Below are 26,685 nucleotides of genomic sequence, written 5' to 3'. Positions count from 1 at the left end.
ATCACGATTGCTGCAACTGCGCCGTCGTCTTGAACCTGAACAACATCAATGCCCCGATCGCCACGGCGAACCACAGCGTCGCCAGGCGAATCAGCACCGTGGCCGCCACCGCGTCGGCGCCGCTCATGCCTTTCCACATCAGCAGCGCGACCATTACCGCCTCGGCACCGCCCAGCCCGCCGGGCATGAAACTGATCGCGCCCGCCAGCATCGCCAGGGCATAAACGAACACTGCGAAGGCCAGCGGCACATCGGCGCCCATCCATTGCAGCAGCCAATGAAAGGCCACGGCCTCGGCGCTCCAGGCCACCACGCTGAGGCAGGTCACGCCCAGCAGAATGCTCAGGCGATGGCAGCGTTGCGCCTCCAGCAGAATCTCCAGCAGGTGCTGCAACGTGGTCGCCAGCTTGCCCGCGCTCATCGCCAGCAGTGGCTTGACCGACTCCAGCAGCCGACGCTGCGACAACACCGCGAAGCCCACCAGCACCAGGCCCACGCCGACAAAAATCATCGGCCGTGCGTCCGGGTACAGCGTCAGCCCGAACAGGGTCAACAGCACGACCGCGAACAGGTCCGACAGCCGCTCGCTGAAGAACGCCGCGAAGCTCTTCGGATAGGGCACGCCCCAACTCTTCAGCAACACCCCACGCAGCGCCTCACCGGCCTTGCCCGGCGTGGTGGTGAGCGCGAAGCCCGCCAGATAAATGCGCAGGCTGGGGCGCCAGGGAATCTTGTGGCCCATCACGCCCAGGTAGATCTGCCAGCGACCGAAGCGCAGCAGGTAGTTGATCGACGACATCAGCAGCGCAATGACAATACCGCCGAGCCCGACCTTGCCCACCGCAGCACTCACTGCAGCCCAGCCACCCCACAGCGAGAACGCCAGGTAACCGATCGCCGAGCCGACCACCGAGAGCAGCACCGCCCGATAGCGCCAACCCGACAGGTAGGACGCCTGGGTCATAGCTTGAGCCTCTTGAACACCGGTTGCGGGATGGCGCGGATGATCAGCATGATCAGCGCCCAAAAGCCGGGGGTATACAGGGTCGCGACCTTGCTGGTGATGCCGGCGACGATGCGCTTGGCGACTGCGGCCGGGCGTGCCACCAGCAGCGCCGGCAACGGCAGCCCCTGAGTCATCGGCGTGTCGACGAAGCCTGGCTTGATGGTGATCACATGCACGCCGACCTTGTACAGCCGCGCGCGCAGGCCTTCACAGAACGTCGACACCGCCGCCTTGGCGGTACCGTAGAGATAGTTCGAAGGCCGCCCGCGATCGCCCGCCACCGAAGAGATCACTGCCAGAGTGCCGCACCGCTGAATTTCCAGCTGATTGGCGATAAGGGTCAGCAGCGCGATCACCGAGGTGCCGTTGTTGGCGAACTCCTGCAGGGCCACTTGCACGTCACGCTCGCAGGCCTGCTGATCGGGCAAAGTGCCGTGGGCGATCAGGGCGATGTCGATCTGCCCCAGCGCGGCCATGCAGTCGGCCAGCATCTGCGGATGAGCGCTGTAATCGGTGGCGTCCATCAAATGCTGGTGGATGCTCCCGGCGCCACGCGCGGCCAGGTCGGCGGCGGTCTGCTGGAGCTTGTCGGCACTGCGCGCCACCAGGAAAAACTCGCTGCCCTCCCCAGCCCACAGGCGCGCACACGACGCCGCTATGGCAGAGGTAGCGCCGATGATCAGGACCTTTTTCATAAGATGACTCTCTTCCAGAAACGGGACATCAAAGTGGGGTCGCGCAGCGCTTCGAGGCGCTCCCACGCGGGGTAGGCATGACGAAAATCGCTGCCGCTCATGTGCGCGTCCTTGGCTGGATACAGGCGTCCGCCAGCCTGGCGGACGATGGCATCCAGACGCGGAAACAGCTGCTGTTCAAGCGCGTCCGACTGAGGAAAATCCAGCGCCAGCGAAGTCCCGGCCATGGGAAACGACAGCAGCCCGGGCGACGGCATATCGCCGCAGCGTTTGAGCACCGCCAGGAACGAGCCCTGCCCCGCCGCCGCGATGGCCGCCAACAACTCGGCCATGCCATCGCGGGCGTCGGCATCGGGGATAACGCATTGGTACTGCTGAAAACCCTTGCGCCCGTAGATGCGGTTCCAGTTCAGCAGCCGGTCCAGCGGATAGAAGAACGGCTCGTAGGCGCTGCGCCGTTGCGTGCGCTGTTGCGGATGCACGCGCCAGTACAGCGAGTTGAACGCGCGCAGCGACAGGTTGTTGATCAGCGAAACCGGTGGCGTCAGCGGCACCTGCAGGCGCGGGCGACTACTGACCTCCAAAGACCCGTAACGGGCATGGTCGCCGACGATGAACACACCGCGGCCGGTGTCCTTGCCCTTGGCCAGGCAGTCGATCCAGGCCACGCTGTATTCGTGCGCCTCGTCGAGTTCATTGGACAACGCGAAGAACTCGTCGAGGTTGGCGAAGCGCACCACGGTGGTGTCGATCTGGCTGGCCTTGATCGGCATCAACCGCAGCCTGGCCCAGCTCACCAGCCCGGTCAGGCCGAGGCCGCCGAGGGTGGCGGCGAACAACTCGGCGTTCTCCTCCAGCGAACACTGCAGCGGTGCTTCGCCGTGGCGCAGCAGGCCGAAGCTCGCCACGTAATGGGCGAAGGTGCCGCGCCGGTGGTGGTTCTTGCCATGCACGTCGTTGGCGATAGCGCCACCGACGGTGGCGAACTGGGTGCCGGGCGTCACCGGCAAAAACCAGCCGCGCGGGATCGCCAGCGCCAGCAGCTCGGCGAGGGTCATGCCCGCTTCCACCAAGACCTCGCCCTGGCTCCAGTCCGCCTCGATCAGGCGATCGAGGGAGCGTATCTGCAGCACCTCGTTGCTGGATGCCAGGCAGCTGTCGCCATAGCTGCGACCATTGCCGTACGGTAGGGTCATACGGTGCTGGGCCACGACCCGCTCGAGCTGCGCGGGCAGCTCGTCACGCCAACTGACGCTATGGCCCCGTTGCGGCAGCAGCGGGAAACGCCCCCACGAATACAGGTCGGCGCTCATGCTGCGATCCAGAAAACCAGGCACAGCATGGCGCCGATGACCTGACTGATGCGGTCGCGGATGGCGAACACCACCGGGTCGTCGTTCATCAGCCCGCGGTGGGTGAGCATCCATACCCGGGTGATCCAGAACAGCAGCATCGGGCACGCCAGCCAGATCACGTGGGGCAAGGTGTATTGCGCAGCGGTGGTGGTGTCGTGGATGTACAGCGCCAGCACCATCACGGCCAAGTAGCCGGAGGACGCACCCAGCGAGGCGATCATGTCCAGGTCACCGGGAAAGTAGCCGCGGCCGCGGGTCTGCCCGAGCACATCGCGAGAGCGTGCATCGCGCAGCTCGGCATAGCGTTTGACCAGCGCCAGGCTGAGAAACATGAACATCGAAAACGCCAGAATCCAGAACGTCAGCGGCACGCTGAAGGCGGCGACCCCGGCGAGGATCCGAGCGGTGTAGAGCATGGCCAGGGCGATCACGTCGAAGGTCATCTGCCGCTTGAGGTAGAGCGAGTAGCCCAGCGTCAGCACGTAGTAGGCCGCCAGCACAGCGCTGAATTGCCAGGGCAGCCACAACGCCGCGCCCGTAAACGACATGATCAGCAGCGACGGCACCACGATCAGCCCGGTCTGGATCGACAGTCGGCCGCTGGCGAATGGGCGCTTGCACTTGCTCTTGTGATGACGATCATCGGCCAGGTCGAGCAGGTCGTTGAGCAGGTAGACACTGGAGGCGCACAGGCCGAAAAACAGAAATGCCAGCACCCCGTTGAGCACTTGATCGGGGCGATTGATCTGATGCGCGGCCAGCAGCGGCACGAAGATCAGCGCGTTTTTCATCCACTGGTGAATGCGCAGCGCCTTGAGCCACACCTTGACCCCGCTCGGATTGGAGCGGATCACTTCTTCGACGTTGCCATAGGCCTTGGCCCGGCTTTCGACCCCGGCCTCGGGGTTGACCACGATGGCCTGGCGCGAGGCCTGCCAGATCGACAGGTCGTCCTGGGAATTGCCCATATAGTCGAAACCGCCTTCGCCATAGCTGGCCACCAGCAGGTCGCGCTTGCGATGCGCGCTGAGGTTGCGCTTGGCGTCGCTTGCGTACACCTCGTCGAACACCCCGAGGTGATCGGCGATACGCTCGGCCAGGCTGTGGTGGCTGGCGGTGGCCAGCACCACCATGCGCCCGGCCGCACGGGCGGCATCGATGCGCTCGAGCACGACCGGGTCGTAAGGCAGCACCGTGACGTCCACGTCGGTGGCCAGAGCCAGCCCTTCCTTGAGTGCCGCTTTGCCTTTGAGCAACCACAGCAGCATGTTGAATACTTGCGTCGGCTGCGAGCGCACGAACGCCATGGCGGTTTCCAGAAGTAAATCCGAACGTAATAAGGTGCCGTCCAGATCGACAACTAACGGCGGCAGCACTTCGATAACTTTTCCATGAACACTGGCCATGTCTATTTACTCCTGCGACTTGCTCGCGACTATAACCAGTATTTTAAAAAAACAACTTCAATTAAATTAATTCAACTGTGCATGCTCGGCGACGGTTTGACGCCAGAAAAGAAAATTTGATAGCCAGTTGCCATAGCACGGCGTCAAAAAAACTGGCTAATGGCGTTTCGCCAACAAAGCGCTGGTAAAAAGCGCCCATGTGTTGATATCCCGGCGCAAAACGGTACCTTGGGCAAGCTTGTTTTCCGCGTGTTCGATATTTTTGCCCTGAGTCCGCCTGCCATGTCCACTGCCCACCTCGACGGCATCGACCGTCAACTCATTGCTGCTCTGCAGGTCAATGCCCGTGAAAGCATCGCCGTGCTGGCCCGCAAGCTGGGGATCGCGCGCACCACGGTGACCGCGCGCCTGGCCCGCCTCGAAAGCAGTGGTGCCATTACCGGCTACGGCGTACGCCTGAGCCAACGCCTGGTGGACGGCGGCCTGCAAGCATATGTGGGGATCACCGTGCAACCGCGCTCCGGCAAGGACGTGGTCAAGCGCCTGACGGCCATGGCCCAGGTGCAGCAGCTGTGCGCGGTGAGTGGCGAGTTCGACTATGTGGCGTGGCTGCGCAGCGACTCGCCGGAGCAGCTGGATCAACTGCTCGATCAGATCGGCAGCGTCGAAGGCGTGGAGAAGACCACCACCTCGATCATCCTCAGCAGCAAGATCGACCGCGGCACCCCGGTTTAACGGCGATAACGACCCGCTCCCACAGGGATCAAACGCATCATAGTGACCATATTGGCAACCATAACGACCGCTGGAGCATCAAAAAGACACCACTCTGCCTCTTAATACCGTACCCCACGCTCTCTAGAATGACGGGCTTCTATACTCTCCACCCCCAGCCCTTCCCCGCGAGGCCATCATGCGCACACCGAACCGCCACCCTGCCGACGGCAAGCCGCCCATCACGGTCTACGGTCCGGACTTTCCCTTCGCCTTCGATGACTGGATCGAACACCCGGACGGCCTGGGCGTCCTGCCCACCGAGAGCCATGGCGCCGAGGTGGCGATCGTCGGCGCTGGCATCGCCGGCATGGTGGCGGCCTACGAACTGATGAAGCTGGGCCTCAAGCCCGTCATCTACGAAGCTTCGAAAATGGGCGGGCGCCTGCGCTCCCAGACCTTCGAAGGCACCGACGGCATCATCGCCGAACTGGGCGGCATGCGCTTTCCAGTGTCCTCGACCGCGTTCTATCACTACGTCGACAAGCTCGGCCTCGAGACCAAACCATTCCCCAACCCGCTGACCGGCGCCTCTGGCAGCACCGTGGTCGACCTCGAAGGCCAGACCTACTACGCCGAAAAACTGGCGGACCTGCCCGCGCTGTTCCAGGAAGTGGCGGACGCCTGGGCCGACGCCCTCGAAGACGGCGCGCGCTTCGGCGATATCCAGCAAGCCATCCGCGACCGCGACGTACCACGCCTCAAGGCCTTGTGGAACACCCTGGTACCGCTGTGGGACGACCGCACCTTCTATGACTTCGTCGCCACCTCCAAAGCCTTCGCCAAGCTGTCGTTCCAGCACCGCGAGATCTTCGGCCAGGTGGGTTTCGGCACCGGCGGCTGGGATTCGGACTTCCCCAACTCGATGCTCGAAATCTTCCGCGTGGTGATGACCAACTGCGATGACCACCAGCATTTGGTGGTCGGTGGCGTGTCCCAGGTGCCGCTAGGCATCTGGCGGCACGTGCCCGAGCGCTGCGTGCACTGGCCTGCGGGCACCAGCCTCAGCGGCCTGCACCGCGGCGCGACCCGCAGCGGCGTGAAGAAGATCGCCCGGGCCAGTGACGGCCGCTTCAGCGTCACCGACAATTGGGGCGACGAGCGCCAGTATGCCGCCGTGCTGGTCACCTGCCAGAGCTGGCTGCTCACCACGCAGATAGATGTCGAAGAGTCGCTGTTCTCGCAAAAGATGTGGATGGCCTTGGACCGCACCCGCTATATGCAGGCGTCGAAGACCTTCGTCATGGTCGACCGGCCGTTCTGGAAGGACAAGGACCCGGAGACCGGCCGCGACCTGATGAGCATGACCCTGACCGACCGCCTGACCCGCGGCACGTATCTGTTCGATAACGGCACGTTCGCCAACGGCGACGACAAGCCGGGGGTGATCTGCCTGTCGTACTCGTGGATGAGCGATGCCCTGAAAATGCTCCCCCACCCGGTGGAGAAGCGCGTCAAGCTGGCCCTCGATGCGCTGAAGAAGATCTACCCCAAGGTCGATATCGCCGGCCACGTGATTGGCGACCCGATCACTATTTCCTGGGAGGCCGACCCGCATTTCCTCGGGGCCTTCAAGGGCGCGCTGCCTGGCCATTACCGCTATAACCAGCGGATGTACGGGCACTTCATGCAGCAGAACATGGCCGATGAACACCGCGGCATCTTCATCGCCGGCGACGACGTGTCCTGGACGCCGGCCTGGGTCGAAGGCGCCGTGCAGACCTCGCTGAACGCGGTTTGGGGCATCATGAAACACTTCGGCGGCCACTCGCTGCCGAGCAACCCCGGCCCGGGAGATGTATTCGACGAGATCGGGCCGATTGCGTTGCCGGATTGATTTGGTGCCAGGCCTGCCGACCCCTTTGCTAGCAAAGGGGCCCGAAAGCACACCCAAAATATTCAAGGAAACCCCACCATGCGCCTGGCCCTCTACCAATGCCACCCCCTGCCACTGGACACCGAAGCCAACCTGCAACGCCTCGAACAACAAGCCAGCACCTGCGCCGCAGCCGGTGCCAACCTGCTGATCACCCCGGAAATGTTCCTTAGCGGCTACAACATTGGCGCCCAGGCCGTCGCCCGCCTGGCCGAAGCCGCCGACGGCCGCAGCGCCCAGCGCATCGCCGCCATCGCTCGCCGCCACGGCATTGCCATCCTGTACGGCTACCCCGAGCGCGCCACCGATGGCCAGCTGTTCAACGCCGTGCAGCTCATCGATCGCCATGGCACGCGCCTGGGCAACTACCGCAAGACCCACCTGTTCGGCGAGCTGGACCAGGCCATGTTCAGCCCCGGCGTCGCGCCCAGCGCCCTGCTCACCCTGGACGGCTGGACCATCGGCTTGCTGATCTGCTACGACCTCGAATTCCCGGAAAACACCCGCCAACTGGCACAGGCCGGGGCCGAGCTGATCCTGGTGCCGACCGCCAACATGCTGCCCTACGAGTTCGTAGCGCAAATCACGGTGCGCAGCCGTGCCTTCGAAAATCAGTGCGTCGTGGCGTATGCCAACTACGCTGGCAGCGAGGGCGCCATCCAATACTGTGGGCTGAGCAGCGTCGCGGCCGGGGACGGTAGCGTTCTGGGCGCCGCCGGGACCCAGGAATCAGTGCTGATGGCCGACATAGACCGCCCTGCGTTTGACACTGCCCGCCAGTTCAACCGCTATCTGGATGATTTGCGCCCCGAGACCTACCGCCTACCTCTCAGTAAATAGTCAATATTTCGGCACAAAGCATTTCAAAATCCGCCGTCGCCGTTTTTTTGGCGACGGAAAGCGCGTACCAAATCTGCTATGAATCCTCGCCTGTGGCGCACCAAAATCGCCTAAACCCATTGAATACTGGGGCTTAGGCGTGTCTGAAGGCAAAAAGCGATCAAAACGCCACCATTCCCCGCAAAAAACCAGCACAATGCCAGCGTCAAGTTTTAATTATCATATAAATCAGTAAGTTACCTAAAATACGGCTCAGAAAATCACCCCGTCTCACTTTTTTTGACGAAAGCGATTGACAGCCCACCCCCGCGAGGACGATATATCTCCCATCCACGGCGACTCCTTGATGAGAGCTGGCGTGGCCGCAGCCGAGGCTTCCGAACCTGGCGCACCGTCAACACCTTATTCGATACCAAAAATTTGTAGCGGACTGCTCGCCCCTTGATTTGATTCCCGGTTATTTCGGGCGTGCGGGAGAGTTTTGTCTGTTATTCAAGTTGCCGTCATTAACGCGCAACTTGGCGGTAGCGTGTTTGTAACAGAAAGTGCAACAAGCGTTACCGGCAACGGTAACTTTCAGAACCCAAGAAAGTTGGGAATGGGCGGTAGCTTTGCCAATTGAAAAGTTGAACTTGGCGTCACGGACTACCTGAGCCACACCTTCAATTAACACCACAGAGTTCACCCTTCATGTCGCACTTGTTGAATATTGACGACGCTACCGCCAAACGCCTGGTCGCCGACATGGATGCCCAAGGCCACGGGATGATCGAAGGCGCCCTGAGCAGCGATGCGCTTGCTGAGTTGCGTGCCTACGTCGACGCCCAGGCGGCCCGTCACAACAACCAGTATTTCGCCTACCACGGCTATCAGGCGCTGGAAGGCAGCGCCCTGGCCGCGCTGGGCAAATCCCCGGACTTCATCGCCAGCCTTGGCCGCCTGCACCAGTTGGCCACCGGCCATGCACCTGCCAGCCGCCAGGTATTCCCGGTGCTGCGCTGCGTACAGGGCGGCTCGGGGCAGAAGGAATCCAACGCCTACCACTACGACGCCACGCTGATCACGATGCTGATCCCGATCTTCACCCCCACCGAAGGCGAACAGCGCGGCGACCTGGTGATGTTCCCCAACCTGCGCCGGGTGCGCGGCAGCGTGCTGTTCAACATCGTCGAAAAGGCGGTGCTGCAGAATAAATTCACCCGCCGCTTGCTGACGTGGGGCATCCGGCACCAGTGGTTCAAGCCCACCACCCTGCGCATCGTACCGGGCAACGTGTACCTGTTCTGGGGTTACCGCTCGCTGCATGCCAACGAGCCGTGCAGCCCGCAATTCTGCCGCGCCACCGCACTCATGCATTACGGCGACCCGCACGCCGGCAGCCTGGCCACCCGCTTGATCCTGAAGTTGAACCAGCACCGGGCGCGCAAGGCAGTGGCCCGAACCAAAACCACTGTGTCCTGACCTGAACGGCCCTGGCCCCCAGTGAAGCTCACCACAGCGCAAGGCTTGCGCGAGGAAGGTTGCATGATCAACGTCACCAAGTCCTACATGGGCAACATCAAGAAATTCAAGGCGTACGTTGACTCGATCTACGCCTCGCGGTGGCTCACCAACCATGGCCCGCTCAGCTGCGAGCTCGAAGAGCGCCTCAAGGATTATCTGGGCGTACGGCACATCATCCTCACCAACAACGGCACCCTCGCGCTGCAGATCGCCTATCGCGCCCTGGGCCTGAGCGGCAGCGCGATCACCACCCCGTTCAGCTTCATCGCCACCAGCAGCACGCTGCAGTGGGAAAAGATCCGCCCAGTGTTCGCCGACATCGATCCGCGCACCTGGAACCTCGACCCCGAGCAGATCAGCCGCAACCTGTGCGCCGACACCAGCGCCATCGTCGCCACCCACGTGTTCGGCAACCCGTGCGCGGTGGAGCGCATCCAACAGGTCGCCCGCGCGCACAACCTCAAGGTGGTGTACGACGGCGCCCATGCATTCGCCGCCCGCCATGCCGGGCAATCGGTGCTCAACTGGGGCGACGCCACCACCCTGAGCTTCCACGCCACCAAGCTGTTCCACACCATCGAAGGCGGCGCCATCGTCACCAATGATGCCGATGTGGCCGAGCGGGCACGGCTGCTGGGCAACTTCGGCATCGCCGACTTCGAGACCATCGAAGGCCTGGGCATCAACGCCAAGCTCAACGAATTCTCGGCAGCCATGGGCCTGTGCATCCTCGATGACATGGACCTCATCCTCGAGCAGCGTGCCGACATTGCCCACCGCTACACCCAGGCGCTGGGCGGCCACATGGACCTGCAGCAAGCCAGCGAGCTCAGCGAGGTCAACCACAGCTACTTCCCTGTAGCGCTGCGCGACAACGCTCACATGCTCAGCGCCCGCGCCGCCTTGCAGGCTCACGACATCAACCCGCGGCGCTACTTCTATCCGTCGCTCGACACCGTCGACTACCTGCAACCGCAAGCCCCGCAACCTCATTCACAAAGCCTCAGCCAACGCATCCTGTGTCTGCCGATCTATCCGGGCCTGCCCCGCGAAGTCCAGGACCGGATCGTTGAAACCCTGCTCAGCGAAAGCGAGCCCGCCAGTGCCCACGCCACCCTGGCCAAAGTTGTCTAACGGACGTTCTCAGGTAGTTCCAATGAGCAAAAAGCTTTCAGTCGTCCAGAACACACTGCTCAGCTACGCCGGTCAGGCGTACGCGCTGCTGGTCGGCATTTTGATCATGCCCTTCTACCTCGTTCATCTGGGCGCCGAGGTATACGGCCTGATCGGCTTTTATGCCGTGCTGCAAGCCTGGCTGATGCTCTTGGACGTGGGACTGTCACCCTCCCTGGTACGACAGATCGCTCACCACCAGAGCCAGGCGCAAGACGGCCAGCGCGACGGCGGCTGGCTGATGCGCTCGTTCGAAGTGATCTTTTTGCCGCTGACCCTAATCACCTGCCTGGCGGTCTGGCTGATCAGCCCGTGGCTGGCCGAGCATTGGCTCAATGCCCAGGCGCTGGACACCGGCACCCTGGTCAAATGCATCACCTTGATGGGCGTAATGGTTGCCTTGCGCCTGTATGCAACGCTCTACAAGAGCGGCCTGCAGGGCCTGGAAATGCACGCCTGGCTCAACGGCGCCAATGTGGTGATCGCCACCCTGCGCTACTTCGGCGGTCTGTTCCTGGTGGCCGAAGTCTCGCAGAGCGCACTGGTGTTCTTCGAATTCCAGCTGATGGTGGCGGTGATCGAAACCCTGATCTTCGCCTTCAAGGCCTACGAGCGCTTGCCAACGCCGCAGTGGTCGAGCGGTTTCAACTGGGCGCTGGTCAAGCCGATCGTGCCGTTCGCGTTGAGCATCAGCGGCACCTCGATCCTGTGGATCATCCTCACCCAGCTCGACAAGATGCTGCTGTCCGAGCAACTGCTGCTCACCGAGTACGGCTACTTCTCGCTGGTGGCGCTGATGACCACCGGCATCCTGATGCTGATCAACCCGATGGTGCAGACCCTGCTGCCGCGCATGACCGTGCTGATGGCCGAAGGTCGCGAGCACGACATGCAGCTGCTGTATCTGGGCGCGAGCCGCCTGGCCTGCACCTTTCTGTTCCCGCTGGCAGCGATCATCGCCATGCATTCCGGCGAACTCATCTACGCCTGGAGCGGTGACCGCGCGGCGGCCGCCTGGTGCCAGCCGATCCTGCTCTGGTACGCACTGGGCACGGCGATCATGTCGGTCAGCGCCTTCCAGTACCACCTGCAGTACGCCCATGGCCAGTTCCGCCTGCATGTCTGGTACTCGTTAGCGTCCGCGGTGATCACCGTGCCGGTGATGTTCTTCGCGGTACAGCACAAAGGCGCACTGGGCGCCGCCGTCGCCTGGTTCGTGCTGCGCCTGGTGTCGTTCGCCATCTGGCCGCAGATCGTTCACCGCAACCTGGCTCGCAACATTCATGGCACCTGGCTGCACGACATCCTGCGCATCAGCCTGATGACTGCCATCGGCGTGCTGGTCACCCAACCCCTGTTCAACGCCATCGCCGGCGAAGACCGCATCAGCATTCTCGTGGGCCTGGCCGTCAGCGGCCTGCTGACCCTGGTGCTGGTGGCCGGCAGCCACAAGCCGCTGGCCACCAAGATCCTTCTTATGTTGAGCAAACCGAGCACCGGACAATGAGCAACAGAACCGAACAGCAAATACGTCAGCACTGGACACCGGCCCACGCGCCGCTGTTGAGCATCCTGTGCCCGGCGTACAACCAGAAAGCCTACATCGCCCAGACGCTGGACAGCTTCCTGGCCCAGCAGACGAGCTTCGCGTTCGAAATCCTGGTCAACGACGACGCCTCCACGGACGGCACTGCGGCCATCATCGCCGACTACGCGCAGCGCTACCCGAACATCATCCGGCCGATCCTGCACGCCGAGAACCAGTACCAGCAAGGCAAGCTGTTCTTCCCCGACCTGTTCAACCGGGCGCAGGGCAAGTACCTGGCCTACTGCGACGGCGACGACTACTGGACCGACCCGCTCAAGCTGCAAAAGCAGGTGGACTTCCTCGAAGCCAATCCGGACTACGTGATCACCTACCACGACGCGCTGATCACCGATGAAAAAGGCACCCACGGCGTGCAACTGACCGGTGAATGGCAGCGCGACGCCAACCGCATGGAGCTGCTGCGCGGCCGGCGCATCTCGACCCTGACCACCTGCTTTCGCAACGTGTTGCACGAACTCCCCCGCGAGCTCGAACAAGCACCACTGCTGGACGTGTGCTGGTGGTCGATGCTCGGTGCTCACGGCAAGGGCAAGTACATGCCCGAGATCGCCCCCGGCGCCTACCGCGTGCACAACGGCGGGCTGTTCTCGATGCGCGCTGGCAAGCAGAAGTTGCACATGTCGCTGCAGACCTACGCGTGCCTGGCCAACTACTACCAGCGCCAAGGCGATCAGCCGCTGTACGAGTACTACCTGGTGCAGGTCTTCGGCCTGTCGTTGTCGGCGATCTCGCCGCTGCAAAAGCTCAACGCGCTGCTGCTGGTGGCCCGCAATGTCAGCGCCAATCTGTTCAAGCGCCTGACCCTGTCGGCCTCGAGGGGTTAAGCGCCATGTTCAGCAAGGTTTTGGTCCTGTGCATCGGCAACATCTGCCGCAGCCCCATGGCCGCAGAGCTGTTGCGCCAGCGCTCGAACGTGCAGGTGACGTCGGCCGGACTGCGCGCCTGTGTCGGTCAGGACATGGATCCCCTCGCGCAGGCGGTGCTGCACGACGCCAAGCTCGAGGTTCGCAAGCACCACGCCCGCCAGGTCGACACCGACATGCTGCATTGGGCCGAGCTGATCCTGCTGATGGATGAGCGCCAGATGCAAAAGGTCGTCGAGATCGCTCCTGAAGTGCGCGGCAAGAGTTTTCTGATTGGCAAATGGCAAGGCCTGGAAATCGCCGATCCATATCGGCGGCCCAAAAAGGCCTTTCAACAAACCTACGATCATCTCTCGCGCTGCGTCGATGACTGGTTGCCGCATCTAAGTCACGAGGAAGATAAAAAATGACAGCAATGAGCCGCTCCAACGTCGACTACTACCAGGATACCCAGGTCGACATGGCGACCCTCCTGCGCACGCTGTTTGACCACAAAGGCATGATCGCCTCGATCGTCGGCGTATTCACCGTGCTCGGGCTGGTGTATGCCGTGCTCGCGCAGCCGATCTACCAGGCCAACGCGATGATCCAGATCGAACCGAAAAAGGTCGGCCTGGACGCTACCCCGCAGGTCAGCAGCAAGCCGACATCGGTCTCCGAAGCGGTCACCGAGATCGAGCTGATCAAGTCGCGCACCGTGCTTGGCAAAGTGGTCTCCGACCTCAAGCTCGACGTGGTCGAACGCCCGCGGTACTTCCCGGTGTTCGGCCAGTGGCTGGCGCGCCAGTTCAAGCCTACCAACGACAAGCCGTTGGCGGCGCCGCTGTTCGGCATGGGCGCTTTCGCCTGGGGCGGCGAAAAACTCGACGTCTACTCGCTGGACGTACCCGACGCCCTGCTGGGCAAACGCCTGGTGCTGACCGCCGGCACCGACGGCACCTACACCCTGGTCGACAGCACCGGTGCCCAACTGCTGCAAGGCAAGGTCGGTGAAGTCAGCACCGGCAACGGCGTGTCCATTCAGGTCGAAGCGCTGCAGGCCCGCCCCGGCACCGAGTTTCGCCTGGCGCGCAACCGCGAGCTGAGCACCGCGCTGGAATATCAGGATCGCCTCAAGGTGTCCGAAGCCGGCAAGGACTCGGGCATCATCTACCTGGCCATCCAGGACGCCGACCCCGATCAGGCCAAACGCGTACTCAACGAAGTCAGCCGCCGCTACGTGCGCCAGAACGTCGAGCGCAGTTCCGCCGAAGCGGCCCAGCGCCTGGAGTTCCTGCGCTCGCAACTGCCGCTGGTGCGCAAGGAGCTGGAAAAAGCCGAAGACGCCCTGCACACCTTCCAGATGCGCACCAAGTCGGTGGACGTGAGCCTCGAAACCAAAGCCGTGCTCGACCAGTCCGTGGCCTACGACACGCAACTGTCGGAGCTGCGTCTCAAGCGTACCGACCTCGACCGCCTTTACACCCGTCAACACCCGGCGTCCATCGCGCTGTCCAACCAGATCAGCCAGGTCGAAGGTCTCAAGGCCGCGCTGCAGAACAAGATCAAGGCCCTGCCAGAAACCCAGCAAGAACTGCTGCGCCTGACCCGCGACATGCAGGTCAGCAGCCAGACCTACACCCTGGTGCTGAACAAAAGCCAGGAGCAGGACATCATCCGCGCCGGCAACATCGGCAACGTGCGCATCATCGACAACGCCGACGTCAACGTCGAAGAGCCGGTCAAGCCGATGCGCGCGCTGATCGTCGCCATCGCCATGCTGCTCGGTGCTCTGCTCGCCATTGCGATCATCTTTTTGCGCCAGGCGTTCTACCGCGGTGTCGAGAACCCGGACGTGATCGAAAACCTGGGCATGCCGGTGTATGCCTCGCTGCCGATGTCGCGCTTGCAGGAACGGCTGAAAAAGGGCCGCAAGAGCGCCCCTGGCGAATCGAAGCTGCTCAGCGTCGCCGCGCCTACCGAGCTTGCCATCGAAGCGCTGCGCAGCCTGCGCACCAGCCTGCACTTCGCCATGCTCGAGTCGCGCAACAACATCCTGATGATCACCAGCCCGACGCCGGGCGTGGGCAAGTCCTTCGTCTGCGGCAACCTGGCGGTGATCATCGCCCAGACCGGCAAGAAGGTCCTGCTGATCGACGCTGACATGCGCAAGGGCTACCTGCACAAGTCGTTCGGCCTGTCGCCGGCGCCAGCGCATGGTCTGTCCGATGCCCTGGCCAACCGCGTGAGCACCCAGGAAGTGATCAACACCACCTCCGTCGACAACCTCGACCTGATCGCCTGCGGCTTCGCGGCGCCGAACCCCTCGGAGCTGTTGATGCACGACAATTTCAACAAGCTGCTGCGCGAACTTGCGCCCAACTACGACCTGGTGATCATCGACACCCCGCCGATCATGGCCGTGACCGATGCCTCGCTGGTCGGTCGCCAGGCGGGCACCACCCTGCTGGTGGCGCGCTTCGGCCAGAGCTCGGTCAAGGAAATTGAAACCTCCAAGCGGCGGCTCGCGCAGAACGGCGTGCTGATCAAGGGCGCGATCTTCAACGCCACGATCCGCAAGGCCTCCACCGCCGACTACGACTGCGCGGCCTACGGCTACGACTACAGCCCCGCCAAGAAGTGACTCGACTGACCGGCGCAGGCCAAGGATGCAACCGATGACCAAGACCATTGCCATGATGCAGCCGTACTGGTTCCCCTACCTGGGGTACTTCCAGCTGATCGCCGCCGCGGATGTGTTCGTGCTCGGCGACGACCTGCAGTACATCAAGGATGGCTGGATCAATCGCAACCGGATCCTGGTTGCCTCAGAGGCCCGGATGGTCAGCCTTCCGCTGAAAAAGGCGGCACATGGCCTGCATATCGATCAGCGGCAGATCGCGGACGAATTTGCCCAGACGAACGGCAAATTATTAAAGACCCTGGCCTTGAACTACTCGAGGGCGCCGCACTCCGATGTCATCTTGCCACTATTGGAAAGGATTATGCGGTACCCTGAGCGCAACCTGGCCCGAGCCCTTGAGTATTCGATCCGCGAACTGTGCGCTTATCTGCGCATAGACACGCCGATCCTGCGCGCCTCGGAACTGGCCATCGGCGCTGTCGAGGACAAGCAAGACCGTGTCATCAAGACCATGAAAAAGCTGGGTGGGGAGCGCTTCCTCAACCCGATTGGCGGGCTCGACCTGTACGAGGACGAGCGATTCAAGCGCAACGGTATCGAACTGCGGTTCCACCGCATGTCGGCACTGAGCTATCCGCAATTCAAGGGCCCGTTCGTGGCCAACCTGTCGATTATCGACGTGTTGATGTTCAACCCGGTGGATCAGGTACGCCAATGGCTGCCCCTGTTCACCTGCGAACTGCCACACGCCGCCACTGTTCCCGCTGTCAGCACGCCCAACGCCGCCCAGCCTACGTTTATGGAGATGTACTCATGACTGATTTCGCCGACAACGCCACCTGGTATCTGATTCAGACCAAACCGCGGCAAGAGGCCCGTGCCGAAGAGCACCTGCTGCGCCAGCAGTTCGAATGCTACCGCCCCGTGCAACCACAAGCGGTGACCAGCAAGACCCGGCGTATCGTCGACGAAGCGCTGTTCCCAGGCTACCTGTTCATCCGCATGGACCTGAGCCACAGCTGGTATCCGATTCGCTCGACCCGCGGCGTGTCGCGCATCGTCTCGTTCGGCAACACCCCGTGCCCGGTGCCCGACGCCCTGATCGAACAGATCCAGCAGCGCGTGCGCGTGCCGGTGGCCGCCGCCATGACCCCTTTCGTGCAAGGCGAACGCGTGCTGGTGAAGACCGGCAACAGCGACTTGCAAGCGATTTTCCTCAGCAATGACGGCGAAGAGCGTGCCGTGATCCTGCTGAACCTGATGCAACGCGAACAACGCGTCACATTGCCCCGCAGCAGCCTGATGCGCGAGGTCGCACACGCCTGCTGACAGCAACGGGCAGGCTTCAAGGATGACAGGAGGGAGTCCGATGAGCACAAGAACGACACTGGTTACGTTGACCTACGGCAATCGCCTTTGCTACCTCAAGGCACTGGTCAACCGTTCACTGGCAAGCGAGCTGATCGAACGGGTAATCATCGTCAACAATGCCTCGATGGCCGATCTGGCCTCACTGCGCGCCGCCTGGCCGCAACAGATCGAGCTGATCGACCTGCCCAGCAACACCGGGTCAGCCAACGGTTACAAGGTCGGCATCGAAGCTGCCTTGAACTGCGGCGCCGAATACATCTGGCTCATGGACGACGACAACGCCCCGACGCTGGGGGCCATCGATACCTTGCATCAGCGCCTGGCCGAATGCGAGCAGCAGATGGGCCGCGGCAAGGCGGCGGTGATGGGCTTCAGGCCCGGCCATCAGGCCGACCTGGCCGCCGGTGTACCAGAACGCTTCGCCGTGCAATGGCGCTCCAGCTGTTTTGGTTTTCATGTCGCGCAACTGCCCTACAAACTCTGGCGGCGCCTGCCTTGGGGCAAGCCGCGGCCGCGCCCGAACAACAAGCAACCGCTGGTCAAACTGCCCTTCACCACCTATGGCGGCCTGCTCGCCCATCGCAGCCTGTACGAACGTATCGGGCTGCCGCTGGGGGAGTTGTTGCTGTATGCCGACGACACCGAATACACCTGGCGGATCACGGCCACGGGTGGGCAGATTTTCCTGGTCACCGAAGCCCTGCTCGATGATCTCGAAGACTCCTGGAACATCAAGTCACGCACCAACAACATCTACGAGAGTTTCTTGCTCGGCAATTCCGATCTACGCGCGTATTACACGGCGCGCAACCAGGCCTGGTTCGACAAGTTCGTCTGGGCGAAGTCGGCCTGGCAGTACCACTTGAATCGCTCGGTGTTCTTGCTGCTGTTGCGCTACGTCGCTCGACGAAGTGGCTCCAGCCAGCGCCTGAGCCTGATCGAACAGGCCATTCGCGACGGTGAATCCGGGCGCTTGGGCATCCACGAGTCGTACCCCCTATGAAATTACTGTTCCTCAATAGTCTGTACTCGCCACATATCGGTGGCGGTGCCGAGATCGTCTTGCAGCGCACGGTCGAAGGCCTGCATCAGCGCGGTGAAGACGTCACCGTGCTGACCACCGGGCCTCAGCCTGGGCTGAATTTCAGCCTGGTGCGCGGCATCAAGGTGTACCGCGCGGGACTGCTCAACACCTACTGGCACTTCAGCGAACAACGCCCCGGCGCCCTCGCTCGACTGGGCTGGCACCTGCGCGACCGCTACAACTCGGGCATGCGCCAGTACATCCGCGAAGTGATCGAGCAGCAGAAGATCGACCTGGTGGTGTGCCACAACCTCAGCGGTTGGTCGGCGGCCGTGTGGGACGAGATTGCCCAGGCCGGGATCCCGATCGTGCAGGTGCTGCACGACATGTACCTGCTGTGCCCCGGCAGCAACATGTTCAAGAAAGGCGCGGCCTGCAAGACGCCCTGCACCCTGTGCAAGCATTTTCGCCAGGGCCACGCCGAGCGCTCGGCCAAGGTCGACGCAGTGGTGGGCGTGAGCCGCTTCCTGTTGGACAAGCTGACCTCGGCCAAATACTTTCGCAACGCCAGCAGCCATGTCATCTACAACAGCAGCCCAGATATCGAAGAAAACAACGAGCGCTATTTCAAGGCCTCCTGGGCACGCCCCGAGCCGCTGCGCTTCGGCTATATCGGTACGCTGTCGGATCAAAAAGGCCTGCGCTGGCTGATCGAGCAGTTCAAGGCGCTGCCGTTCGACGCCACACTGCAGATCGCCGGGCGCGGGCAGACCGACTACGAGGCTGAGCTCAAGCAGTTCGCCAACTCGCCGCGCATCGAGTTCGTCGGCTATCAGTCGCCCGAAAGCTTCTACCAGCAGATCGACGTCTCGGTGGTGCCGTCGATCTGGAACGAGCCCTTCGGCATGGTGGCCGTCGAAGCCTGTGCACACTCGGTGCCGGTGATCGCCAGCAACCGTGGCGGCCTGCCGGAAATCATCGAAGACGGGGTCAACGGCCTGCTGTGCGATCCGGCCGACCCCCACTCACTGGGCCGCGCCATGCAGCGCATGCATGTCGAAGTCGGGCTGCGTGAACGGCTGGCCGCGCAAACCCGGGTCAGCGTCGAACACCTGCTGGACCAGGAGCGCATGCTTGACAGCTACCAGCAACTGTTCCACCAAGTGCTTACCCAAAAGACCACCCAGCGTGGCAACGATTACGTTCTGCAACATCCGTAAAGCCCTCACATCCCTGTGAGAGCGGGCCCTGCCCGCAAATAGCCCCTTCGCCGCCACGCAATGCTTGCCCCGCCCACCCTGAGACTCAAACTTGACGATTCCCCAGCTCACCGCTGTGCCGACGCGCAGGCGCTATCCGCGTTTTGCCGTGCTGTTGCTCAGCTTGTTGTGCGCCACGCAGACGCGCGGGGATCAGGATTTCATCGTCGGCGTCACCACCAACGTGCTGGACCACGGTGGGCCGTTGGCCGAGCCCCCGCGGCTTTACGAACTGGACAACGACTGGGCCAGCCAGCCGAATGGCATCGAAGCCTACGTGCAGCGCGTCAAGGACAGCGCCGCGCAACTGCGGCGCGACGATCCGCTGGCGAAAATCCTCGCCGGGGCGCTCGGCAGCGATGCGCTGGATCAAGGCGTGGCCAAGCAGTTGATCGAGGCCGGACTGCTGGACAGCGTCGACGGCCTGTCGATACGGCCATTCGTGGCGTGCCGCACGGCGTTGGGGGTCTACACCCCGGAAAGCTGGATTCGCTGGCTGGACGAGGTCGAAAAACGCCTCACCGCCCAGGCTGGCCACCCGGTGCCGCTGTACCTGACGGCCATGGGCTGGCCCAGCAGCCAGGACAACTGCGGCGTCAGTGAAAACACCCAGGCAGCGTTCCTCGCGCGCAGTTTTCTGCTGGCGCGCAGCCGCCCGGACATCAAGGGCATGTGGTGGTACGAACAGGCCGACGGCGACGTCTCGCAGCACCCGCAGCATCTTGGCCTGTCGCACAGCGACCACAGTGAAAAACCAGCGTCTGACGTACTCAAGGTCATCACCCCGCTGGTGACCCGCTACCGCTATAGCGCGGATTCAAGCCTGAGTGTGAATACCCATTCGCCCCTGGGCCGCAACAACCTCTACCTCATGGATTTCACCACGGACGACGACCACGTGCTGGTCGCCTGGGCGATCGGCCAGGCGCGACAGATCAGGGTCGAAACCCGCAATGACGTCCAGGGCCCGGTGCAGTTGATCGATACCCGCCAACCGCGCCGGGGACGGTTCGACAGCGATAGCCGGTGGGTCTGCCAGGAACACCGCTGCACCGCCGTCATTACCCTGAGCGAATTTCCGCAGATCATTTCGCTCGGCAAACCCAGCTGGCTGTTCACCCGATGACTGTTCGTCCGCTGACTGTTCATCTGCGGAACAACCGCACCCTTCAATCGACTGAGGCCATGCCAAGGATGTTTCGATGATTGTCCTCAATGCGCGATTCCTGACCCAGGAGCTAAGAGGCGTACAACGCTTTGCCGAGCAGATCTGCCTGGCCCTGAAGACGTTGCGCAATGACCTGCTGTTCGTGTGTCCACCCGACATCAAAATGCATGAATCCGCCCGCGCGCTCGGCGCCATCACGGTCGGCAAACGCCGTGGTCATCTCTGGGAGCAACTGGACCTGCCCCGCTACCTGAACAGCCAGGACAAACCGCTGCTGGTGTCGCTGGGTGCTACCGCGCCATTGTTCTACAACAACCAGATCGCCACCCACCACGACATCACCTATGTGCGCCATCCCGAAAGCTACAGCTGGAAATTTCGCACCGCCTACCGGGTCATGACCCCACTGCTGCTCAGGCACATCAAGACCCTGATCACCGTCAGCCAGTTTTCCAAGCGCGAGATCTCGACATTTTACGGTTTCCCCGCCGATCAGGTGCTGGTGGTGCCCAATGCCGTGAGCGACGAATTCCAGCCCGGCGCGCCGCTGCGCAACGAGCGCCAGTACCTGCTGGCGGTGTCGTCGCCCAGCGCGCACAAGAATTTCAGCCGCATGATCCAGGCGTTTCTGGCGCTCAAGGGCCATGATCAGGTCGAGCTGCGGATCGTCGGCGGTGGCGGTGCGATTTTTTCCGACCCCAGCCTTGAACAGCTCGCCAGCACTGACCGGCGCATCAAGTTTCTCGGCCGCCTCAGCGATGAGGCACTGATCGATCAGTACCAGAACGCCGCCGCGTTCGTGTTTCCTTCGTTGTATGAAGGCTTTGGTATCCCGCCCCTGGAAGCCCAGGCTTGCGGGTGCCCGGTATTGGCGGCCAACGCGGCGTCGATCCCGGAAGTGCTGCAATCCAGCGCGCTGTATTTCGACCCGCTGGACACCGAACACATCTCCAGAGCCATGTCTCTGGCCCTCAACAACCTGACTATCCGCCAACACCTGCGCACCCTCGGTCTGCAAAACGTGTCGCGCTTCAGCTGGGAAGAGTCAGCCCAGCTGATCAGCGACCGCATTGATTCGTTGACCCTCCAAAAACAATCAACGTCAGCGACTACCCAAGCGCGTTCGCTCGCGCCAAGGAGCATCCATGAAAATCGCAATCGTCCATGACTGGCTCGTGACTTACGCCGGTGCCGAACGCGTGCTGTCCGCCTTGCTGAAGATCTGGCCTCAGGCGGACCTGTTTTCCGTGATCGACTTCCTCAGTGATGCAGACCGCGCCAAGCTGGGCGGCAAACGTGCGCAAACCACCTTTATCCAGCGCTTGCCCAAGGCTAGGACCCGTTACCAGAAATACCTGCCGCTGATGCCGCTGGCCATCGAGCAGATGGATCTGTCGGCCTACGACTTGGTGATTTCCAGCAGCCACGCGGTGGCCAAGGGCGTGCTCACCGGCCCCAACACCCTGCACATCAGCTACGTGCATTCACCGATTCGCTACGCCTGGGACCTGCAGCACCAGTACCTCAACGAGAGCGGCATGCGCTTCGGCCTCAAGGGCAAACTGGCGCGGATGATCCTGCACTACATCCGCATGTGGGATCAGCGCACGGCGGCGGCGGTCGACCAGTTCGTCGCCAACTCGCACTTCATCGCCCGGCGCATCGAAAAAGCCTACCGCCGCCCCTCCACGGTCATCTATCCGCCCGTGGACACCAAGGGCTTCAACCTGCAGATCGAGAAGCAGGACTACTACCTGACCGCCTCGCGCATGGTGCCCTACAAGAAAATGCCGATGATCGTCGAGGCGTTCACGGCCATGCCGGACAAAAAACTGATCGTCATCGGCGAAGGGCCGGAATTCGACAAGGCCAAGGCCCTGGCCGGCCCCAACGTCACGCTGCTCGGCTACCAGAGTTTCGAAGTACTGCGCAGCCACATGCAGAACGCCCGGGCCTTTGTGTTCGCCGCCGAAGAAGACTTCGGCATCAGCCCCGTCGAGGCCCAGGCCTGCGGTACGCCGGTGATCGCCTTTGGCCGTGGCGGCACTCTGGAGACCGTGCGCGGGCTGGATGACAGCGCGCCCACCGGGGTGTTCTATCACGAGCAAAGCATCGGCGCGCTGATGGCCGCCGTGCAGTTGTTCGAAGCCGAACACCACCGCATCAGCCCGCAGGCCTGCCGCGAGAATGCCGAGCAGTTCTCGGAAAAGAATTTCGAGCGGCAAATGCGCCTGTTCGTCGAGGCGCGCTGTGCCGAAGCCAATATCGGCCAGCCCGCCCCGCCCGCCCCGCCCGCTCCGCGCCTGGCGCTGGCACCGACCAAACCCGCCATCGTCGTCTCGGTGACGTCGGTGTAGCCGGCCGGCGCGAAAAAAACCCGATTCTTGAACCTGTGCCGTGTGAGAAGCCCGATTCTCCAAGGAAACCATGCAATGAAGCGAAATGTATTTGTTGTCCTGCTCGCCAGTGCCGTACTGCAGGGTTGTGTTTTCGCCCCCGGTCAACACATGACCCCCTCCGACGCCAGCGACGATGGCCTCGTTGGCCCGGTCAATGTGGTGCAAATCACCAACCAGACCGTCAGCCAGCAACGGGTGATCTACCAGGCGCCCCCGGTGCCGGCCGAGTTGACCCGCTATGTGCCTGAGGAATACCGCATCGGGCCAGGGGATGGCCTGCTGATCACCGTGTGGGATCACATGGAGCTCAACTCGCCGGCCAATCAGGACACCGGCAGCGCCAGTTCGCGCATCGTGCGCGATGACGGCACGCTGTATTACCCCTACATCGATTCGGTCAAGGCGGGCGGCAAGACCACCTCCGAGTTGCGCGAGGAGTTGCGCGAAAAACTGTCCAAGTACCTGACCGGCGTGCAGGTGGACGTCAAGGTGCAGGACTTCAACAGCCACCGGGTGATTCTGTCCGGGGCATTCAAGACCCCAGGGCCGCAGGTGCTCAACAACGTGCCGGTGACCCTGGTCGATGCCATCAGCCGCGCCGGTGGCGATGCCGGTGACGCCAACCTGGCCGGTCTGCTGCTCAAGCGCGACGGCAAGGAATACCAGCTGGACATCGACAGCCTCAACCGCAAGGACTCGGTGCTCAACCAGATCTACCTCAAGGAAGGCGACCAGTTGCACCTGGGTAACAACCGCGCCAATCGCATCTACGTGCTGGGTGAAGTGGCGGCGCCGCAGGTGATGAACTACGGCACCAGCACCTTCAACCTGATGGAAGCGCTGGGCAATGCCGGTGGCCTGAATCAGGACACCGCCAACGCCGAAGCCGTGTACGTGATTCGCGGCGCACAGAATACCGTCAAGCAACCCGCGACCGTGTTCTACCTCGATGCCAAGAAGCCTACCGCGTTCATCCTCGCCCGGCAGTTCGACCTGCAAGCCTCGGACGTGGTGTTCGTCGGGCCGGCCAATATCACCCGCTGGAACCGCTTCATCAGCCAGTTGCTGCCGTCGGCAGGGATCGTCACCACCTCGGCGGCGTTCAAGAACTGATCAATCGCTGTACAGAAACCGTGCAAGGCTCGCGCCCTGCGCGGTTTTTTGCTTTTTGCCTGGTGATCTTTATCCGCTAGGATTAGGCCTTGTCCTGACCACCACTGCGGAACCCTCCATGCAAGATGCAATCTCTTCACCCCGCGATCAGCGGGTGCTCGAGAACGGGCTCACGGTGCGCGCCTGGCACGACCCGCGGCTCAAACGCAGCGCGGCCTATCTGCGCGTTCACGCCGGCAGCCACGATGTGCCCAATGCCTGGCCTGGGCTGGCACATTTTCTCGAGCACTTGCTGTTTCTGGGGACCGAGCGCTTCACCGACGACCAGACGCTGATGGCCTATGTGCAGCGTCAGGGCGGGCAGCTCAATGCCCGTACGTCGGAACGCCACACCGATTATTTTTTCGAAGTACCGCCTCAGGCGCTGTCCAGCGCACTGGAGCGGCTGTGCGACATGCTCGCGCGCCCGCGCATGAGTGCCGCCGACCAGCGCCGCGAGCGTGAAGTCCTGCACGCCGAGTTCGTCGCCTGGTCGCGCGACCCGCAGGCGCAGCATGAGTTCTGGATGGTCAGCCCGTTGTCGGCGCAGCACCCGCTGCGGGCCTTTCATGCCGGCAATCGCTACAGCCTGCCGGTGGCGCGCCCGGAGTTTCAGCAGGGCCTGCTGGACTTTCACCGCAAGCATTACAACGCCGGGCAGATGACCCTGTGCCTGGTCGGCCCGCAAAGCGCTGAACAGATGCTCAACCTGGCGCAACGTGCCGGGCAATGCCTGCACCGCGGTAGCCGGCTGCCGCTGGCGGTGCCACCCGCGCTGCTCGCGGATGCCGCCATGGCCAGCGCCGCCGAAGACCAGGCCATCGTCGCCCAGGCGCCGGGCGAGCGGCTGAACCTGGTGTTCGCCTGCGAGCAATTGCCGCCGGCGGTGGACCAGGCCGTGGCGTTCCTGGGCACATGGTTCGCCAGCAGCCAACCCGGCGGCCTGCTGGTGGAGCTGCGCCGTCGCGGGCTGGTCGAAAGCCTCAGCCTGGGGGCCTTTTATCGGCATGCCGAGCAGGCGCTGATCAATATCGAATTCAAGCTGACCGACGCCGGCCAGCACGCCACGGCGCTGATCCGCGAGCTGTGCTTCGACTGGCTGGAGTTTTTCGAGGCCCATGACGATTGGTGCGGCCTGCGCGAGGAATATGCACTGCTGGACAAACGCCAGCGCCAGTCCCACGGTGCGCTGGACCTCGCCCGCCACTACAGCAATGGTGCCGACGACCAGGCCCACGGCCTTGGCGACGATGGCCTGCAGGCATTGCGCGTGCTGCTCACGCAGCTCAAACCGGACAGGCAACTGCACCCCCTGCCCAGCGTGCTGGTAAAGACCACCGCCGCGCCGGTGGTGCATTGGCGCCTGGCGCAGCGCAATCGTTTCCTGCGCCCCAGCCGCCGCCCGGATCAACCCATCGCCGATCCCCGCTCGATGATCTACCTCGGCACCGTCGACCAGAGCGGCCTCGATGCCGTGCTCACCCTGCGCTGGCGCCTCAACGCCTCACGCCAGACCGGCCTGTGGACCCTGATCGAACACAGTTTGCGCCGCCTCACCGACGAGGCCCTGCAGGCCGGGGTGAAGCTGACGTTCAGCAGCCTGGGCGATGACTGGCAGTTGCGCCTGAGCGGTGTCGAAGAACCGATGCCGGCGATTCTCGAGCACGCACTGGAATGCCTCACGGCGCCAGCGCCTGAAGTGTGGCGTTTGCCCCGCGATGCGGCTCCGGCAGAGGCGATGCCCATCCGGCATTTGCTCAAGCAGTTGCCTGAACACTGCCTGGGGCACTATCAGACGCCGGTGCGCTTCGCCCACGAAGACATCAAACCGCTCAAATTGCAGAAGCTCTGGTCGCAGGCGCGTTGGGACGGCATGGCCCTGGGCATCGGTGAAGCCACCCGCAGCGCCCTCAATGCCGCATTGCATCGCTTGCCCGGCGCGCCGGACCGCAGCCTTTCCACCCGCCTCGAGCCCCTGCGCGAACGCTTGTGGAGCCAGGTCCCGACCGATTCCAGCGAGCACGCCCTGGTGCTGTTTTGCCCGACACCCACACAAACCATCGCCGACGAGGCGCTCTGGCGGATGATCGCCCATTTGTGCCAGATGCCCTTTTATCAGCGTCTGCGGGTCGAGCTGCAGTTGGGCTATGCGGTGTTCAGCAGCTTCCGGCAGATCGCCGGGCGCGCAGGCCTGGTGTTTGGCGTGCAGTCGCCCGCCACCGGCTGCGCAGAGTTGCTGGGGCACATCGAGGCTTTTCTGGAGGGCCTGCCCAAACTCATCGCCAGCCAAGGGCCCCAGGGCCTGCACCATCAGAGCCAGGCACTGAGCGCCCGGTCGAGCGTGGAAGAGATGGAGACCGGCGCCCTGGCCGACACCCTCTGGCAGGCGCATCTGGGCGCTTACCCCGGCAGTTATCTGCGCCAGTTGCAGCAGGCGTTGCAGATCATTCAGCCGGCGCAGTTGCTCGATGCCGTGCGCCAGTTGCAGGAAGCACGCGGCGGCTGGCTATGCCTGGCCAACGAGGCCGCGCCGGGGGCGCAGTGGCGTAATGTGAGTGAAGTGCGGGATGCGCAAATGTCTTGAATTGA

22 protein-coding genes are annotated in these 26,685 nt (G+C 62.9%); 18 read left to right on the top strand and 4 right to left on the bottom strand.

Annotation, left to right across the window (positions count from 1 at the left end):
* Position 1: 1 nt before the first annotated feature.
* From LIX93_RS12760 to LIX93_RS12745, 4 genes are read right to left on the bottom strand one after another with little or no spacing between them, the layout of a single operon-like run.
* Positions 2 to 964, bottom strand: coding sequence for a lysylphosphatidylglycerol synthase transmembrane domain-containing protein (locus tag LIX93_RS12760; RefSeq protein WP_226504391.1), 963 nt, complete (start codon positions 962 to 964; stop codon positions 2 to 4).
* A complete protein-coding gene (locus tag LIX93_RS12755; RefSeq protein ID WP_226504390.1) occupies positions 961 to 1,701 on the bottom strand; it encodes an SDR family oxidoreductase in 741 nt (246 codons plus the stop codon). Before LIX93_RS12755 ends, LIX93_RS12760 begins: the two co-directional genes overlap by 4 nt.
* Positions 1,698 to 3,014 carry an FAD-binding oxidoreductase gene (locus LIX93_RS12750; protein ID WP_226504389.1) on the bottom strand — a complete coding sequence of 439 codons (1,317 nt, stop codon included), beginning with the start codon at positions 3,012 to 3,014 and terminating at the stop codon, positions 1,698 to 1,700. The genes LIX93_RS12755 and LIX93_RS12750 overlap by 4 nt, the downstream gene beginning before the upstream one ends.
* Positions 3,011 to 4,462: a UbiA family prenyltransferase gene (locus LIX93_RS12745; RefSeq protein WP_226504388.1), complete on the bottom strand. Its 1,452-nt coding sequence runs from the start codon at positions 4,460 to 4,462 to the stop codon at positions 3,011 to 3,013. Before LIX93_RS12745 ends, LIX93_RS12750 begins: the two co-directional genes overlap by 4 nt.
* A gap of 282 nt (positions 4,463 to 4,744) precedes the next feature.
* Here LIX93_RS12745 and LIX93_RS12740 point away from each other — a divergent pair, with 282 nt between their 5' ends.
* The 18 genes from LIX93_RS12740 (at position 4,745) to pqqF (ending at position 26,680) form a co-directional block, all read left to right on the top strand.
* Positions 4,745 to 5,197, top strand: a complete 453-nt coding sequence (locus LIX93_RS12740) for an Lrp/AsnC family transcriptional regulator (RefSeq protein WP_226504387.1) — start codon at positions 4,745 to 4,747, stop codon at positions 5,195 to 5,197.
* 178 nt (positions 5,198 to 5,375) lie between these two features.
* Complete coding sequence (locus LIX93_RS12735; RefSeq protein ID WP_226504386.1) at positions 5,376 to 7,073, top strand: NAD(P)/FAD-dependent oxidoreductase; 1,698 nt, start codon at positions 5,376 to 5,378, stop codon at positions 7,071 to 7,073.
* 78 nt (positions 7,074 to 7,151) lie between these two features.
* A complete protein-coding gene (locus LIX93_RS12730) occupies positions 7,152 to 7,952 on the top strand; it encodes a carbon-nitrogen hydrolase family protein (protein ID WP_226504385.1) in 801 nt (266 codons plus the stop codon).
* A gap of 690 nt (positions 7,953 to 8,642) precedes the next feature.
* Positions 8,643 to 9,413 carry a hypothetical protein gene (locus LIX93_RS12725; RefSeq protein ID WP_226504384.1) on the top strand — a complete coding sequence of 257 codons (771 nt, stop codon included), beginning with the start codon at positions 8,643 to 8,645 and terminating at the stop codon, positions 9,411 to 9,413.
* 63 nt (positions 9,414 to 9,476) lie between these two features.
* On the top strand, positions 9,477 to 10,589 hold the full coding sequence (locus LIX93_RS12720; protein WP_226504383.1) for a DegT/DnrJ/EryC1/StrS family aminotransferase: 1,113 nt from the start codon (positions 9,477 to 9,479) through the stop codon (positions 10,587 to 10,589).
* Between the two features lie 22 nt (positions 10,590 to 10,611).
* On the top strand, positions 10,612 to 12,135 hold the full coding sequence (locus LIX93_RS12715) for an oligosaccharide flippase family protein (RefSeq protein ID WP_226504382.1): 1,524 nt from the start codon (positions 10,612 to 10,614) through the stop codon (positions 12,133 to 12,135).
* Positions 12,132 to 13,061, top strand: a complete 930-nt coding sequence (locus LIX93_RS12710; RefSeq protein ID WP_226504381.1) for a glycosyltransferase family A protein — start codon at positions 12,132 to 12,134, stop codon at positions 13,059 to 13,061. Before LIX93_RS12715 ends, LIX93_RS12710 begins: the two co-directional genes overlap by 4 nt.
* A 5-nt stretch (positions 13,062 to 13,066) precedes the next feature.
* A complete protein-coding gene (locus LIX93_RS12705) occupies positions 13,067 to 13,510 on the top strand; it encodes a low molecular weight protein-tyrosine-phosphatase (RefSeq protein ID WP_226504380.1) in 444 nt (147 codons plus the stop codon).
* A complete protein-coding gene (locus LIX93_RS12700; RefSeq protein ID WP_226504379.1) occupies positions 13,507 to 15,723 on the top strand; it encodes a polysaccharide biosynthesis tyrosine autokinase in 2,217 nt (738 codons plus the stop codon). The genes LIX93_RS12705 and LIX93_RS12700 overlap by 4 nt, the downstream gene beginning before the upstream one ends.
* A 34-nt stretch (positions 15,724 to 15,757) precedes the next feature.
* Positions 15,758 to 16,540, top strand: coding sequence for a WbqC family protein (locus tag LIX93_RS12695; protein WP_226504378.1), 783 nt, complete (start codon positions 15,758 to 15,760; stop codon positions 16,538 to 16,540).
* Positions 16,537 to 17,052: a transcription/translation regulatory transformer protein RfaH gene (rfaH, locus tag LIX93_RS12690; protein WP_226504377.1), complete on the top strand. Its 516-nt coding sequence runs from the start codon at positions 16,537 to 16,539 to the stop codon at positions 17,050 to 17,052. The genes LIX93_RS12695 and rfaH overlap by 4 nt, the downstream gene beginning before the upstream one ends.
* Positions 17,053 to 17,092: 40 nt before the next feature.
* A complete protein-coding gene (locus LIX93_RS12685; RefSeq protein ID WP_226504376.1) occupies positions 17,093 to 18,097 on the top strand; it encodes a glycosyltransferase in 1,005 nt (334 codons plus the stop codon).
* A complete protein-coding gene (locus tag LIX93_RS12680) occupies positions 18,094 to 19,338 on the top strand; it encodes a glycosyltransferase family 4 protein (protein ID WP_226504375.1) in 1,245 nt (414 codons plus the stop codon). The genes LIX93_RS12685 and LIX93_RS12680 overlap by 4 nt, the downstream gene beginning before the upstream one ends.
* 91 nt (positions 19,339 to 19,429) lie before the next feature.
* Positions 19,430 to 20,503, top strand: a complete 1,074-nt coding sequence (locus LIX93_RS12675; RefSeq protein ID WP_226504374.1) for a hypothetical protein — start codon at positions 19,430 to 19,432, stop codon at positions 20,501 to 20,503.
* Positions 20,504 to 20,579: 76 nt separating this feature from the next.
* Positions 20,580 to 21,713 carry a glycosyltransferase family 1 protein gene (locus LIX93_RS12670; protein WP_226504373.1) on the top strand — a complete coding sequence of 378 codons (1,134 nt, stop codon included), beginning with the start codon at positions 20,580 to 20,582 and terminating at the stop codon, positions 21,711 to 21,713.
* Positions 21,691 to 22,902, top strand: coding sequence for a glycosyltransferase family 4 protein (locus LIX93_RS12665; RefSeq protein ID WP_226504372.1), 1,212 nt, complete (start codon positions 21,691 to 21,693; stop codon positions 22,900 to 22,902). The genes LIX93_RS12670 and LIX93_RS12665 overlap by 23 nt, the downstream gene beginning before the upstream one ends.
* 75 nt (positions 22,903 to 22,977) lie before the next feature.
* Positions 22,978 to 24,057 carry a polysaccharide biosynthesis/export family protein gene (locus LIX93_RS12660; protein ID WP_226504371.1) on the top strand — a complete coding sequence of 360 codons (1,080 nt, stop codon included), beginning with the start codon at positions 22,978 to 22,980 and terminating at the stop codon, positions 24,055 to 24,057.
* A gap of 118 nt (positions 24,058 to 24,175) precedes the next feature.
* The gene (gene pqqF, locus LIX93_RS12655; protein WP_226504370.1) at positions 24,176 to 26,680 is read left to right on the top strand and encodes a pyrroloquinoline quinone biosynthesis protein PqqF; all 2,505 of its coding nucleotides are present in this window, start codon (positions 24,176 to 24,178) and stop codon (positions 26,678 to 26,680) included.
* The last annotated feature ends 5 nt before the right edge of the window (positions 26,681 to 26,685 follow it).

This window comes from Pseudomonas sp. MWU16-30317, from assembly GCF_020515695.1.
GTDB lineage: Bacteria > Pseudomonadota > Gammaproteobacteria > Pseudomonadales > Pseudomonadaceae > Aquipseudomonas.
The sequence above is the reverse complement of the archived record's forward strand: the minus strand, read 5'-3'. Positions and strand labels throughout refer to the sequence as shown.

What these genes read in the sequence shown, in the direction of transcription:
- LIX93_RS12755 (WP_226504390.1), bottom strand. Translation starts at nt 1,701, where the DNA reads ATGAAAAAGGTCCTGATCATCGGCGCTACCTCTGCCATAGCGGCGTCG.
- LIX93_RS12730 (WP_226504385.1), top strand. Translation starts at nt 7,152, where the DNA reads ATGCGCCTGGCCCTCTACCAATGCCACCCCCTGCCACTGGACACCGAA.
- LIX93_RS12680 (WP_226504375.1), top strand. Translation starts at nt 18,094, where the DNA reads ATGAAATTACTGTTCCTCAATAGTCTGTACTCGCCACATATCGGTGGC.
- LIX93_RS12745 (WP_226504388.1), bottom strand. Translation starts at nt 4,462, where the DNA reads ATGGCCAGTGTTCATGGAAAAGTTATCGAAGTGCTGCCGCCGTTAGTT.
- LIX93_RS12670 (WP_226504373.1), top strand. Translation starts at nt 20,580, where the DNA reads ATGATTGTCCTCAATGCGCGATTCCTGACCCAGGAGCTAAGAGGCGTA.
- LIX93_RS12720 (WP_226504383.1), top strand. Translation starts at nt 9,477, where the DNA reads ATGATCAACGTCACCAAGTCCTACATGGGCAACATCAAGAAATTCAAG.
- LIX93_RS12740 (WP_226504387.1), top strand. Translation starts at nt 4,745, where the DNA reads ATGTCCACTGCCCACCTCGACGGCATCGACCGTCAACTCATTGCTGCT.
- LIX93_RS12660 (WP_226504371.1), top strand. Translation starts at nt 22,978, where the DNA reads ATGAAGCGAAATGTATTTGTTGTCCTGCTCGCCAGTGCCGTACTGCAG.
- LIX93_RS12705 (WP_226504380.1), top strand. Translation starts at nt 13,067, where the DNA reads ATGTTCAGCAAGGTTTTGGTCCTGTGCATCGGCAACATCTGCCGCAGC.
- LIX93_RS12700 (WP_226504379.1), top strand. Translation starts at nt 13,507, where the DNA reads ATGACAGCAATGAGCCGCTCCAACGTCGACTACTACCAGGATACCCAG.
- LIX93_RS12725 (WP_226504384.1), top strand. Translation starts at nt 8,643, where the DNA reads ATGTCGCACTTGTTGAATATTGACGACGCTACCGCCAAACGCCTGGTC.
- LIX93_RS12665 (WP_226504372.1), top strand. Translation starts at nt 21,691, where the DNA reads ATGAAAATCGCAATCGTCCATGACTGGCTCGTGACTTACGCCGGTGCC.
- LIX93_RS12750 (WP_226504389.1), bottom strand. Translation starts at nt 3,014, where the DNA reads ATGAGCGCCGACCTGTATTCGTGGGGGCGTTTCCCGCTGCTGCCGCAA.
- LIX93_RS12735 (WP_226504386.1), top strand. Translation starts at nt 5,376, where the DNA reads ATGCGCACACCGAACCGCCACCCTGCCGACGGCAAGCCGCCCATCACG.
- LIX93_RS12695 (WP_226504378.1), top strand. Translation starts at nt 15,758, where the DNA reads ATGACCAAGACCATTGCCATGATGCAGCCGTACTGGTTCCCCTACCTG.
- LIX93_RS12715 (WP_226504382.1), top strand. Translation starts at nt 10,612, where the DNA reads ATGAGCAAAAAGCTTTCAGTCGTCCAGAACACACTGCTCAGCTACGCC.
- LIX93_RS12710 (WP_226504381.1), top strand. Translation starts at nt 12,132, where the DNA reads ATGAGCAACAGAACCGAACAGCAAATACGTCAGCACTGGACACCGGCC.
- LIX93_RS12760 (WP_226504391.1), bottom strand. Translation starts at nt 964, where the DNA reads ATGACCCAGGCGTCCTACCTGTCGGGTTGGCGCTATCGGGCGGTGCTG.
- pqqF (WP_226504370.1), top strand. Translation starts at nt 24,176, where the DNA reads ATGCAAGATGCAATCTCTTCACCCCGCGATCAGCGGGTGCTCGAGAAC.
- rfaH (WP_226504377.1), top strand. Translation starts at nt 16,537, where the DNA reads ATGACTGATTTCGCCGACAACGCCACCTGGTATCTGATTCAGACCAAA.
- LIX93_RS12685 (WP_226504376.1), top strand. Translation starts at nt 17,093, where the DNA reads ATGAGCACAAGAACGACACTGGTTACGTTGACCTACGGCAATCGCCTT.